This window comes from Pseudomonas sp. LBUM1647 (assembly GCF_059716175.1).
Window position 1 is genome coordinate 4,056,148 of the sequence record NZ_CP166809.1, and the last position, 12,773, is coordinate 4,068,920.

Genomic DNA, 12,773 nt, shown 5'->3' on the forward strand with positions numbered 1-12,773 from the left:
CTATTTTCCCAGCAACACCGCGATGGGACTGTCTTCGCGCAAGGCGTGACAGGTATTGAGCAGTCTACCGGTGACGCGTTGGTAAGCCTCCGTATCGGCAGCGTTGCGTGGCGCAACCATGGCGCGCCCCATAGGGATGGTCTGAAACGCCGTGGTGGCGATGGGCAGCAGCAGTTCTGTCAGATGCACGCAGCCACCAATCCCGCCGAACAGCTCCTTGATCCGCCGAGAAAAGCCCACACCAATGCGTTCCCCCAACAGTTTGTTGTAAGCCGGTACAGCGCCACGACACTCGCTGGTAGGCACCTGGGCCATGTCGACCTGCACTTCGCGCACAATAAAGTCATCATCCAGGGTCAAGCGGATGAACATGCCGTGATAGGTCTGCCCCGTCGCCAGCTCGCGCCCTTCAGCCAGGGTTACCGGATGAGTCTTGCTATCGGCCAGTCGCCCTTCGATATCCCACAGGCCATCTGTCCGCAGATAACCCAGGCACTGGACCTCACGCTGGTGAATCAGTCGGCGCCCCTTTTCATCTACATCGGTGGTCATGTTTCACTCCTGTTAGTGAAGAACGCAGGTTGCGCCGGCTGCACCATTTCCTGCCTTTAACAGAAACCCATGGCCCGACGAAACAGGTCCACGCAAGGCGGCCTCAGCCGCCAAAAAGCAGGTCGCTCTGGAATACATGCTGCATCACTTCATTGATGCAGGCCCCACCCGAGCAAGGGAGGGTGCAGCACTTTTCTGAACCTCTAACTACCGACAAACACCACGATTGCCCCCCAGCCATGGGGGGCGGCTAAGAAGCATTCTTCCCCTAGCCTCTGGCGTTGGAACCGCAGCGATCTGCTAAGCGGTGCGCAAGCGGCTTGCCAACCATGCCTACCCAAGAAACTTCGGCCCAGGGCCTGCACCTCATGGCCAAGCCTGTCGGGCCAATTTGCAACCTTGATTGCAGCTACTGCTTTTACCTGGAAAAAGAGCAGCTCTACCCGCCACGGGAGCGCTTCAGCATGAGCGACGATGTGCTGCGCCTGTATGTGCAGCGCTATATCGCCGCCCAACACACACCCGAAGTCGAATTCACCTGGCAAGGGGGCGAGCCGACGCTGCTGGGTCTGGATTTTTTCCAGCGTGCGATCGCTTACCAACGTCAGTTCGCCGGTGACAAGATCATTCGCAACACCCTGCAAACCAATGGCACCTTACTCAGTGATGACTGGTGTGCGTTCCTCGCCCGCGAACATTTCATGGTCGGTATCAGCCTCGATGGCCCCCGCCACGTCCATGATCTGTATCGGCCCGACAAACGCGGCCGCTCCAGTTTCGACGACGTCATGCGCGGTATCGGGCTGCTCAAGCGATACAACGTCGACTTCAATGTGCTGGTCACTGTCGCCCGTGAGGTGGCCCGTTACCCCTTGGAGATCTATCGTTTTCTCAAGGCGGAAGGGGTTCGGCATATCCAGTTCAATCCGGTAGTGGAACGCCAGCCCGACTCGGCGCAAGTCAGTCAGGGCCTGCATTTTGCCGTGCCGCCGGAATTGCGCCTGCATGCATTACCGGAGCCCGCAGTCGTCACGGAACAAAGTGTCGAGCCCGGGGCCTATGGCGACTTTCTGATTGCCATTTTTGATGAGTGGGTACGCCACGACGTCGGCGAAGTTCATGTCATGAACTTCGAATGGGCGCTGGCCTCGTGGTGCCAGCTCCCACCCTCGGTGTGCCTGTTCAGTCCGCGTTGCGGCAAGGCCGCGATCGTCGAGCATGACGGCAGTGTGTACTCCTGCGACCACTTCATGTACCCGGATTACCGCTTGGGCAATATCCAGACCGATGATCCCGCCACCCTACTCGCCTCCCCCGCCCAACAGGCCTTTGGGGCGGCCAAGGAAGAGACCCTGCCGGCCATGTGCCTGGAATGCGACTACCGTTTCGCCTGCCATGGCGAGTGCCCGAAGAACCGCTTCATGACGGCGCCCAACGGCGAACCCGGCCTGAACTACCTGTGCCCGAGCTACAAGAAATACTTCCGCCATTTGACGCCTTATATGAACGCTATGGCCCAGTTAGTCAGCCACAAGCAACCGGCATCACTGATCATGCAGGCCTTCGACGGTCCACTGATCGTGCCTCTGGGCAAATAACAGAACACACAAAAACAAATAGCCCGGCACGCCATGCGCTGCCGGGCTTCTTTTTTCTTAGCTGCCGGATTAATTCACATGTTCCAACGCAGGTGCAGTCCATTGACCTGACAACGCCAACTCTTTTGGCCAATACAAACGCATGTACATGGCAAACGGCCCCTCTGGCGCAGGCACCCAGTTGGCCTCCTGGTCCTTGCCTGGGGATTCGTGCTGGATCAACAACGTCACGCCACCGTCCGCATCGCGCTTGAGCTGGGGCAGCATCGGCGAGTTGATCAGGTAACGATTCAAAGGATTGTCGACCAGCCAGCTCCCCGGCAGTTCATACATTGTCAGCGACCAGAACGCATTGACGGGTGGTAGCTGATCAGGCGCGAAGCGCAGGCTGTAACGCTTGCTTCCATCGAGTTTCTGCTTGTCGGCATCGACACGGTAGAACGGATACATCGCCTCTTGCCTGGAGGCGCCATAGATACCAATCGTCCCGAGCATGCGGTTCAGGTAGTTGTTCTTCATGGCCTCGCGCGAACCGAGAATATCGCCCGATGTCAGCGTTCCCTCATTCAGCTGCTTGACGCCACCGGCAAAGGCATCCCAGGCATCGGCCATGCCTTGTTCGATGGCGGTTTTCATCTCAGGGCTGAGTTTGGCTGGGTCGAAGTCTTTTCCGGCGCCGATACCAATCTTGGCAAAGCGAGCCATCAGTTCTTTTTCAGAAGGATCGGTTGGGCAAAACTGCAGCAGAAAGTTCAGCGTACTGAACAACTGCAGGGAGTTTTTTTGCGCCTCACGACTGAGTGGCTTGACGAAATCAATGGGTGGCGCGGCTTTCACCGGGACGCGTCCCAGGAACGCCGAAAGTGTCTGCACGGTGTAGCCGGCCTGAACCTTCTTTACGTCCTCGATATCGCCTGGACTGAACAATTGCGTGCGATAGATGGCGAGCGTCAGGTCTGTTTCAGCACGAAAGACCTTTTTAATGCCTTTGGGTGTATCACCTTTCCAGTTCGGCCCGACAATCAGGAAACTACCGCCCTCATTGCCGGTGGTGCGGCTGCCGATATAGTCGGAATTGAAGGTGTAGATATCAGTGAGCTGGACACTGAAGTAGCGCCCTTTCTCGATGGTGGGCATCGTGAGGACGACGGGTTCAGCACGCAGATCAAGGCCCGCCCATGAATACGGCGTATCAGAGTTGGGCGTCTGGACGGCCTTGTCAGCGGGGGTATAGACGCGAGGCGTGTTGTGAATCTGGTTCCAGGGACCTTTGTACTCTGGATTCTGTTGATCCACGAAATACCCATGTTGAATGCGGTAGTTGTCTACCATTGGGTAGCCGTAGATGTAGGCTTCCTTGGCGATGGCCCGTGCTTCTTCAGGGCTCACACCCGCTTGGGCCTGGACTGTCGGAAGGCCCACCAGAAATGCTGCTGCGCACGCTATAACTTTCAGCCGGGTACGAGTCATTGATGTGCCCCCTTCTTATCGATATCCGTGGTTGCCGAGAAGAAGCTCTTGCGCGCCGTTGCTGACTTTACATGCCAGATAACGGTTGCTCCTTTGCTGATAAACCAGCTACGGCCATCGCCACCTTTATAGGTAACGCTATTGCCGGATTCATCGGTGATTTCAAGTTCACCCTCAATGAGCGTTGCCAGTTCGCTAAATGGATAAGTAAAACTGAAGCTGCCTTTCGTTACTTCGAATAAGCCCATGGTCAATGGCGAATCTCCGCCGCCGAAGTCCACACGGGCATACAGTTTTATTTCGCAGCCAGACAACGTTTTTGCGCCTAAGTCCTCAGGTGAACCGATGTAAACGAGCTCATCATTTTTATTTGAAGGTGAGTAGGTAATCATGGAAGGTCCTTTGTTCTATTTATTCTTCAAGGTTTGGGCAAGGGAAAGCGCAACTCCCCGATCATTTCATCCAGAGACCCTTCTGATTGACCTTCGCTTTCCATGGCCAGCCATTTCAGGATCGCGGACTCGTGGCGGACCATGGATTCGGCGACATCGCGGTCTTCTTCAGGGCAAATGCGGGCTATTTCTTCAAAGCGCGACAGGAACGCTTCCACTGCGGGCTTGATGACAGCGGAAAATTCCTGAAGGTTATGGGTCGCCTGATACGCGCTGACGATGGACTCGATATCACCTTGATCGATGTTCTCGCTCAGGGATATGCCGTATTTCACCAAGAACGGACGCAGGCGCGCCTTTGTTTCGGTTTCCAGTTGAAGCAACGTGCCAAAGTGGTATTCGTCGCGTTTGCTTTTTGCCAACTTGATAAGTTCTAGCGCAAGTTTTTCACCAAAAATTTCGCTCTCATACAATTCTCTGACCCACGCCGGATTAGCCACGTTATTCATCTTGTTTTCTCCTCTTTTGGCTTTGCTTTAATGCGTACGTCTAAGCAGGAAGTGCGACAGCGCCGGAATCAACACCAACGCACCGATCATGTTCCAGATGAACATGAACGTGAGCAGAATGCCCATGTCGGCCTGGAACTTGATCGGCGACCAGGCCCAGGTGATCACACCTGCCGCCAGGGTGATGCCCACCAGTGCCACCACTTTCCCGGTAAACGCGACGGAGTTTTTGTACGCCTCGGTCAACGACAGACCGGCGCGTTGCTGGGCCAGTTGCACGCTGAGCAGGTACAGCGCGTAGTCCACGCCAATCCCCACACCGAGGGCGATCACCGGCAAGGTGGCAACCTTGACGCCCATCCCCAGCCAGACCATCAACGCTTCGCAGAGAATCGAGGTCAGCATCAACGGCACCACCGCCACGATCACCGCGCGCCAACTGCGGAAGGTGATGAAACACAGCACGATCACCGCGCCATACACGTAGAACAGCATGGTGCGGTTGGCCTCGCGCACAACGATGTTGGTCGCGGCCTCAATCCCGGCGCTGCCGGCCGCGAGCATGAACTGACGATCGTCGTTGCTGTGTTCCCGAGCGAACTGATCCGCCACCTTCACCACGTGATCGAGCGTCTCGGCCTTGTGATCCGACAGATACGCAATCACCGGCATCATCGAGCAGTCATTGTCGAACAGCTCCGGGTTGTTCACCGAGGCCTGTTGCGCGCCGTAGTTCAGCACGTTCTGGTTGCGCGCAATGGTCAGCCACTTCGGGTTGCCTTCGTAGGAACCGGCGGTGATCTGCCGCACGGCATTGACCAGCGACACGGTGGTTTGTACGCCGGGTTGTTGCTGCAACAACCAGCCCAGGCGATCGGCTTCCACCAGGGTTTCGTATTTCAGGCAGCCTTCGCTGGCGGTTTTGACCATGACCGCGAACTGGTCGCTGGATAGCGAGTAGTTGTCGGTGATGTAGGCGTTATCACGGTTGTAACGCGAGTCCGCACGCAGCTCCGGTGCCCCGGGGTCGAGATCGCCGATCTTCAAATGTGTACTGACCACGAAGCCACCCACCGCCAGCAGCCCGGCAACCACCACCGCCACCGTCGCCCAGCGACGTTCGGTAAAGCGGTCGAGCAGGCTCCAGAGATTGCCCAGCCCCTTGCCTTTCAATTCCAGGCTTTCCTGACGCAGGGTCCGCGCCGCAGCCTTGGGACTGACGCCGCAGTAGGACAGCAACACCGGCAGCAGCACCAGATTGGTGAAGATCAATACCGCTACACCAATGCTCGCGGTGACCGCCAAATCCTGGATCACCGGAATGTCGATCAGCATCAGCACCGCAAAACCCACGGCATCGGCCAGCAACGCCGTGAGCCCGGCGAGGAACAAACGGCGGAAGGTGTAGCGCGCGGCGATCAACTGGTGAGTACCACGCCCGACGTCCTGCATGATCCCGTTCATTTTCTGTGCGCCGTGGGACACGCCGATGGCGAACACCAGAAACGGCACCAGAATCGAAAACGGGTCGAGCGCGTAGCCAAACAACGTGACCAGCCCGAGTTGCCAGGCCACGGCGATGACCGAGCACAAAATGACTAACGCGGTACTGCGAACGCAACGGGTGAACAAGTAAATAATGGCAGTGGCAATCAGCGCTGCGGCGCCGAAGTACATCATGATCAGCATCAATCCATCGATCAGGTCGCCCACCAGTTTGGCGAAGCCAATGACGCGGATTTTGATCGGGCCTTTGCCCTCCTCGCCTGCCTTATGTACCACTGCGCTGTCGGCAAACTCGAATTTGTCGCGCAACTGCTCTTCGAGCATGCGCGAGAAATGGTGATAGTCGATCGCCTGGCCCGTGACCGGGTCTTTCTCCAGCAGCGGCACAAAGATCATGCTCGACTTGAAGTTGTTGCCGACCAGGCTGCCGATGATGCCGGAGCGGGCGATGTTCAGCCGCAGTTGCTCGACGCCGCTGGCCGAGCCGTCATAGGAATCCGGCATGACCGGGCCGCCTCGGAAGCCCTCCTCCGTAACCTCGGTCCAGCGCACGGCCGGCGTCCAGAGCGACTTCATCCAGGCCCGATCCACGCCCGGCGTCAGGAACAGCGCGTCATTGACCTGCTTGAGTACCTCAAGGTATTTCGGGTCGTAGATATCGCCTTCAGTATTTTCAACGACCACCCGAACCGTATTGCCCAAACCTCGCAATGACTGGCGGTTTTCAAGGTAATTTTTGATGTACGGCTGGCTCTGCGGAATCATCTTTTCGAAGCTGGCGTTGAGCGTCAGCCGGGTGGCCGCGAAATAGCTCAGCAGCACGGTCACGATCAGGCAGGTCAGCACCACCAGCAGGCGGTTATTGAAGATCAGGCGTTCCAGAAAGTTGCCGGAGCGTGCATCGAAGCCCTTGAGCTCTCGGATCACCGGCATCGTATCGAGGTTGTAGTTACCCATGAGAAGGCTCGTCTCTTTTTATTATGTGAAGTGGGCTTATTCGAAGGGCAACTGACGCAACCCCTGGGCACCCGCGACCACCAGCGAACCCGGCCCGGCAGCCAGTGCTGCAGCAACCGGGGCCGGTCGGTTTTGTGATTGCTGGGTAAAGCTTGCGCCGTCATCAACGCTGACCAGTACATGGCCGGCCTGGCTGACCAGGATGATTCGGCCGTCTGGCGTGACGGTACCGGCAGTGATGCTCAGAGATAAGCCCGGTTCGACCTTGTTCCAGTTCGCACCGTCATCGACGCTGCGGTACACGTTGCCGCGTAGACCAAACACAATCACGACGCCCGGCTTGCCGGTGATGCCGAAATAGCTGCCGCTGTAGGGTGTCGGGACGCTGACGAAGCGTTGCGGGGCCGGGTCCAGTTTCAACACCAGACCTTGCTCGCCGACAATGAACAGATCATTGCCGATCGCGCGTATGCCATAGAAATTAAGCGCTCCCGGATTGTCGGTACGGTCCATCAACGGAACCCAGTTCCGGCCGCCGTCTTCGGTGCGGAATATCAGGTTGAACGCGCCGACGATGTAGCCGACCTTTTCATCAGCGAACCATACATCCAGAAAGGGTTTGTCAGCCCCTTCATCAATCATTCGTTGGGCTTCACCCACTAACAAAGCACTCGCGGTGTCATCCGGCTGTTGCGCCTGCTGGCGCTGATAGTGTTTGAGCATGACTTGCCCGACCTGACGGCCATCGAACTGACGGCTCCAGGTTTCGCCGCTGTCGTCGCTGTGCAGCACAACGCCGTCGTGACCGACGGCCCAGCCCTGCGTCGGGCTCGGGAACTGCACGGCCACCAGATCCGAGCTGACCGGCACTTGCGCCTGATGCCAGTGAATCCCAGCATCGTCGGAATAAAAAATATGGCCTCGCTGGCCCACGGCGATCAGTCGCTGACCCGCACTGGCCAGACCGGTGAACATGCCCTGAAGGGCCTTTTCACTCTGAATCGCCGGGCTCGACAGGGTGTCGACAAACTCCGCAGCGATGACGTGACGGGTGAACGGCATAGCCAGTGCCACGACCAGTGCAGAGAGCACGGCCCATCGGAATGTATTCATGACGTTTACTCGGGCAAAAAAAGCCGCCGAACAGTGCGAGAAACACTGCCGGCGACAAAAAAACACCTGGGTATGGCGGCTTAGCGAATGCCTGTACCAGCCAATGACTCAGGTGCCCACTGCGCTTTCGAAAGCGGGTCGATGTACTTGACGCCGCCATACGGGCCATAGACGCCGGTGATGTTGTAGCTACCGGAAACGAAGTCATAAATCATGTGGTTGTCCGAGTTCGGCGCCTGCACGTCATAGCTGTAAGCCAGGTGTGCAAAGGATCCGCGGTACAGCTTTCCGCTGGCGTCGTATTCATCGGAAGCCAGCGCGATCCAGCTATCCTCGTCGAGGTAGAAGGTGCGCTTGCTGTAGATGTGGCGCTTGCCCGGTTTCAACGTGGCTTCCACCACCCATACGCGGTGCAACTCCCAGCGCATCAGGTCAGGGTTGACGTGGTTCGGCGTGGTGATGTCGGCCGCTTCCTTGTGATAGTTCAGCTTGTAGGTGTTGTAAGGAATGACCATTTCCTTCTTGCCGACCAGTTTGAAGTCGTAGCGATCCATTGCGCCGTTGAACACCCAGGCATCGTCATAGGTTGAAGCGCCGGCAGAACCTGGGTTTGGCGTGTCATAAGCGATGTCAGGTGCAAGTTTGATCCGGCGCTGACCGGGCAGATATTGCCAGCCCCGACGCTCCATTTTCAGCGGATTGACCGCATCCTGTACCAAGATGGCTTCACCGGCGCGTCGGGCCGGGGCCTGGTAATAGAGTTTGGTCTTGAAGAACAGATCGGTCTCTTTCGCCGGCTCCGTACGTTTCGGATCGTAGAGCGGGTATTCGAGATAAGCGTTACCGGTCGTGGCCAGAATCGCCTTGCCGGACCCGTCGACGTTCCAGGAATCGTATTTGAAATTGGTGGCGTACCCCTGATACCGCAGCAGGTGGTTCCACATGGCTTCATTGCCGTCTTTGGGGATCGGGAACGGCACGCCCGGCAGCGCGTTCTCCAGCGCTACACCGCCCTCCAGGGTCTTGGTGCCGACCGCGTTTTTCGCGGTGTTATCCAGCAACCGCTGCGGCAGCGCAACGCTGCGATGGGTAGGGAACACATCGACCCTGAATGTCGGGTAACGCTTGAGCAACTCTTGAGTGGTGGCGGTCAGTTTGCCGGCGAAATCGTTGGCATTCTTGCCCGTAATCACGGCGCGTGGTTTGTCGCTTTCGAAAGGATCGGGGCGAAAGGAACTGCCGGCCTGGAAAGAGGCCGGGTTGCTGGTCAGTCCACCTGAGTAGGCAGGAATGCTGCCATCAGCGTTGCCGGCCTTTTCGGCGCCGACGGCAGTCAGACTGGTACCAAGCTTCGCGGCTTCGTCCTGGGACACCGCCGCATGGGCAGTCCCTGTGATTGCCAACACCAAGGTGCTGGCCAGTATGGATTTGGCAAATTTCATCGATTGTCTCCTGTGATGAGGCACGCTTCGGTCAGAAGGTCGTTTTAAAAGTGAGGGTGACCATGCCGCGATCGCTGAGCTGAGCGAAGGTGCCGGCAAAAGCGGTCGGTTGGCCGGGGGTGCAGTTGTATTGGCCATTGGCGCCCGGCGCGGCACCTTGTCCTTGCACGCCACCGGCCGTCGCGGCGCCCGCCGCATTGCAGGTGTCGATCCCGCCGAAGTTGTCCACGTACTTCAGGTCAAAGCGGTACTGGTTGTGAACATCCATGCCGACGCCGACCGAGTAGTTGCCTGCGCCTTCGTTACCACCCAACTGCACCGCGGAATCGCCTTTGAGGCCGACGTTGTAGGTGAGCGGCATGTACATATCGATGCCGGGGAACACCTGGTACCAGGTCGGGTTGAAGTTGATGCCCAGGACGTAGTTGTCCTTGCTGACCTTGTCGGTGCCGCGGTACCAGCTCTCACCCTTGAACAGCTGTTCGTTTTCAGTCACATCCAGCCAGCGGCTGTAAGCGAGCTCAACCAACAGGGACGAGCTGTCCCACACAGGCGTTGCACCGAAGGTGGTCAAGCCGTTGAGCACCGCATGCACGGTGTTGCCTCGGGCTACTGCGTTGTCACCGTCAAAACTGCTGATGAATCCTGGCAAACCGGCCGCACCCGCCGCCGGGCTGACGGTTGCCGGTACGCTGGCCAATGCCATGTTGTGGCGGTAGTTGACGTCGAGGCCGACGCTGACCCCTTCGATGTTCTTCGACAGGCTGATGCCGTAGATATCGATGTCATCGACATAGAACTGGTTGTAGCTGCCGGCATTCCCGGAGATCAGTTGTGCGGGCCCGACAGCCGTTGGCCGCAACACAACGTTGGGCAGAATGTCGGAGGTTTTGCGGTAGTAGAAACCCAGCGTGCCTTGCAGCCACTCCGGGCTCCACTTGGCCATCAAACCAAAGTCGCCGAGCTTGTCCGGGGTGTAGGTATGCCCATTGGAAAGCCGCAGGAACTGGTTGGCGCCCAGTGGCCCGGGGGTACCGAAGAACGGATTCTGCCCGCCAATCAGCGACAGGTTGTGCCCGCCACTCTGGATGCCGTCGTTGAACCCCAGGTAGGTGCCCGACTCCGGTAGACGTGCGGCATCCCAATCCAGGAAGTATTGCGCGCCGACGGTCAGTTCCGGGTTGAGCGTGAAACTGGTGGACAACTGATTGCGCGGAATGAACAGCTCTTTGGCTTCTGTTCCCGGCACCGCCAAAAACTTGGAAAGATCGAGACCGGACTGCCCGTAACTGTTGCCATGGGCAAAGGCCAGGAGGCTCTCACCCCAGTAGAGGGTGTGCTTGCCTGCCTTGCCACTGAGCAGCGATTCATCACCGACTTCCGTACTGCCAAAGACGAAGGCATCGAGAATTTCGGAAGAAGGACCGTTGTAGTAACGATCGGCGTAACCACTCAGGTGCCGAGAATCCGGTCGACCGTTGTTGAGTTGGTTGGTCGACGCATTGTCACTGCCGACATCGTCGTAGGCATGGTCGTACCAGGTGTTGGCGCTGACGCGAAAGCCGGCCTTCTGCTTGTAAACCACATCCAGCTCGGACAGTACATCCACGCGCTGAGAGACCGGACTGCCAGAAGAGAAGTTGCGATCTCCGTCATTGTTGTTCCAGGAATTAGCCAACTTACTGTTGGCGGCTTCCACACGCTGGGCGTAGTTGAGCTTCACCGTGTTGTCGAAGCGAACCGACAGGTCTTCGTTCCCCGTGTCAATTTCCAGTGCCTGTGCCGGTGTGATGCCCAGGCCCGCCAGGATGGCTGAAGTCAGCAATCCCATGCGGAGGTTTGCATGGCAGATCTTATTGTTTTTGTTCATCTAACTTGCCACCTGCTCTATGGTTTACGAAATGTCATCTGTTGCATGCAGTTCACTGAGCCTCCTCTCAGGTGCGCTGCAAAAGGGTGATCGACACAGCCCGTCCCAGGGCGGTGCTGTGCTGAAGCGCCGTACGGGCTCCCGGAATTTGCCTGCCCTGGGCCATGCCGCGCAGTTGCCAGACCAGCTCGACCAGTTGCGCCAATCCGGTGGCACCCGGGGCGTGCCCACGTCCGAGCAAACCGCCTGACGGGCAGATCGCGTTCGCCTGGCCTTTCAATCGGTGACCGAGTTGCACAAAGCGCTCGATCTCGTCCTCCTGGCAAAAACCCAGGGCAGCGCTGTTGACCATGAAGTCACCGACGCTCTGGTCATGCAGCTCAACCACATCGATGTCTTCTGCGCCCAACCCGGCCAGTTGATAGGCCTGCTGCGCTACTCGCCGTGTGGTCGCTCGTCCCAGCACATCGAGCACACAGCCGCCCTCCTGTTCCGAGGTGCTGTCACTGCCACGGGCACTGGCCAGTACCGTGACGCCAGCCCGGGCGCCGAAACGCAGGGCAAAGGCCGGTGAGCAGATCAGCACCGCCGCCGCACCGCTGGCCGGCGGGGACAAGTAAGGCGGCAGCCAGCCATCGCGATCCGGACGGCGATTCAATAAGGCGTTGGGATTGACCGAGGCCTGGGCCCACGCCCGGTTGAGCACCTGATCGAAGCTGCTCTCGGAGACACCCATACGGGTCAATAACCAACTGGTTTGCGCCGCAAAAAGTGCGGCCGGCTGCTGTCGGCGCTCGAGGAAGACAACCGGATCCCTGGCGCGCAGGTCCCTTGCGAAGTCATCGCGAACGGGATCCTTCAGTCCAAAAAACTCACGATTGGAAATCCGTGCGGGCATGCACTCGACACCCACGACCAATACACACTCGGCCTCACCGCAAATCACGCTATGACGGGCCAGCTGAAAGGCGCTGCTGGCAGCTGCGCACCCATCGCTGAGACTGAAGACCGGGACGCCCGAATAACCAATCCGGGACAACATCTGCTCTGCGACACCGGCGTCACCGTGTACGCACGAGGTAAACACCTGGTCCACCAAGTCGTAGTCGATTCGCGCATCATCCAGTGCCGAACGGATGGCCTGACCTGCCAATGCGGCATGGCTGTCGCAACTCCCCAACGGGATGAACGGTGTCATACCGGCCCCGGCGATCAGCACTTTCTCAGCCATAACCCTTGCTCCTCGCCGTCCGATATGCAGCGGCAGCTCTTCTTGGGTCCAGACTATTGCGTGCCCATAGCCGTCACCCCCCCATCGTCAGGGGGTATTGGAATCAGGATGGGGGAGTCGAGGAATGATCCGG

General features: G+C 58.2%; 10 protein-coding genes. 1 reads left to right on the forward strand and 9 read right to left on the reverse strand.

The genetic code is table 11. From position 1 onward, the window contains the following. Positions 1 to 552, reverse strand: a complete 552-nt coding sequence (locus tag ACA059_RS18395; RefSeq protein ID WP_497630426.1) for a DUF2889 domain-containing protein — start codon at positions 550 to 552, stop codon at positions 1 to 3. A 329-nt stretch (positions 553 to 881) separates the two neighbouring features. On the opposite strand from ACA059_RS18395, the gene ACA059_RS18400 reads away from it, so the two are divergent. After that, the gene (locus tag ACA059_RS18400) at positions 882 to 2,150 is read left to right on the forward strand and encodes an anaerobic sulfatase maturase (RefSeq protein ID WP_497630427.1); all 1,269 of its coding nucleotides are present in this window, start codon (positions 882 to 884) and stop codon (positions 2,148 to 2,150) included. Positions 2,151 to 2,219: 69 nt separating this feature from the next. Here the strand turns inward: ACA059_RS18400 and ACA059_RS18405 are convergent, their stop codons facing one another. The 8 genes from ACA059_RS18405 to ACA059_RS18440 form a co-directional block, all read right to left on the reverse strand. Further along, on the reverse strand, positions 2,220 to 3,620 hold the full coding sequence (locus ACA059_RS18405) for a DUF1254 domain-containing protein (RefSeq protein WP_497630428.1): 1,401 nt from the start codon (positions 3,618 to 3,620) through the stop codon (positions 2,220 to 2,222). After that, a complete protein-coding gene (locus ACA059_RS18410) occupies positions 3,617 to 4,012 on the reverse strand; it encodes a cupin domain-containing protein (protein ID WP_497630429.1) in 396 nt (131 codons plus the stop codon). The genes ACA059_RS18405 and ACA059_RS18410 overlap by 4 nt, the downstream gene beginning before the upstream one ends. A 26-nt stretch (positions 4,013 to 4,038) precedes the next feature. Next, entirely contained in the window at positions 4,039 to 4,521 is a 483-nt protein-coding gene (locus ACA059_RS18415; protein ID WP_497630430.1) for a hypothetical protein, read from the reverse strand. Positions 4,522 to 4,548: 27 nt separating this feature from the next. After that, positions 4,549 to 6,984: an efflux RND transporter permease subunit gene (locus ACA059_RS18420; protein WP_497630431.1), complete on the reverse strand. Its 2,436-nt coding sequence runs from the start codon at positions 6,982 to 6,984 to the stop codon at positions 4,549 to 4,551. Positions 6,985 to 7,020: 36 nt separating this feature from the next. After that, entirely contained in the window at positions 7,021 to 8,097 is a 1,077-nt protein-coding gene (locus tag ACA059_RS18425) for a YCF48-related protein (protein ID WP_497630432.1), read from the reverse strand. Between the two features lie 80 nt (positions 8,098 to 8,177). Next, the gene (locus ACA059_RS18430) at positions 8,178 to 9,539 is read right to left on the reverse strand and encodes a DUF1329 domain-containing protein (protein WP_497630433.1); all 1,362 of its coding nucleotides are present in this window, start codon (positions 9,537 to 9,539) and stop codon (positions 8,178 to 8,180) included. A 31-nt stretch (positions 9,540 to 9,570) separates the two neighbouring features. Next, complete coding sequence (locus ACA059_RS18435) at positions 9,571 to 11,409, reverse strand: DUF1302 domain-containing protein (RefSeq protein WP_201181963.1); 1,839 nt, start codon at positions 11,407 to 11,409, stop codon at positions 9,571 to 9,573. Between the two features lie 67 nt (positions 11,410 to 11,476). Then, on the reverse strand, positions 11,477 to 12,640 hold the full coding sequence (locus ACA059_RS18440) for a thiolase C-terminal domain-containing protein (protein WP_497630434.1): 1,164 nt from the start codon (positions 12,638 to 12,640) through the stop codon (positions 11,477 to 11,479). Between the last annotated feature and the right edge of the window lie 133 nt (positions 12,641 to 12,773).

Excerpts from the sequence above, each read along its gene's own strand:
- ACA059_RS18440 (WP_497630434.1), bottom strand. The coding sequence starts at position 12,640 with ATGGCTGAGAAAGTGCTGATCGCCGGGGCCGGTATGACACCGTTCATC.
- ACA059_RS18415 (WP_497630430.1), bottom strand. The coding sequence starts at position 4,521 with ATGAATAACGTGGCTAATCCGGCGTGGGTCAGAGAATTGTATGAGAGC.
- ACA059_RS18425 (WP_497630432.1), bottom strand. The coding sequence starts at position 8,097 with ATGAATACATTCCGATGGGCCGTGCTCTCTGCACTGGTCGTGGCACTG.
- ACA059_RS18405 (WP_497630428.1), bottom strand. The coding sequence starts at position 3,620 with ATGACTCGTACCCGGCTGAAAGTTATAGCGTGCGCAGCAGCATTTCTG.
- ACA059_RS18395 (WP_497630426.1), bottom strand. The coding sequence starts at position 552 with ATGACCACCGATGTAGATGAAAAGGGGCGCCGACTGATTCACCAGCGT.
- ACA059_RS18410 (WP_497630429.1), bottom strand. The coding sequence starts at position 4,012 with ATGATTACCTACTCACCTTCAAATAAAAATGATGAGCTCGTTTACATC.
- ACA059_RS18400 (WP_497630427.1), top strand. The coding sequence starts at position 882 with ATGCCTACCCAAGAAACTTCGGCCCAGGGCCTGCACCTCATGGCCAAG.
- ACA059_RS18435 (WP_201181963.1), bottom strand. The coding sequence starts at position 11,409 with ATGAACAAAAACAATAAGATCTGCCATGCAAACCTCCGCATGGGATTG.
- ACA059_RS18420 (WP_497630431.1), bottom strand. The coding sequence starts at position 6,984 with ATGGGTAACTACAACCTCGATACGATGCCGGTGATCCGAGAGCTCAAG.
- ACA059_RS18430 (WP_497630433.1), bottom strand. The coding sequence starts at position 9,539 with ATGAAATTTGCCAAATCCATACTGGCCAGCACCTTGGTGTTGGCAATC.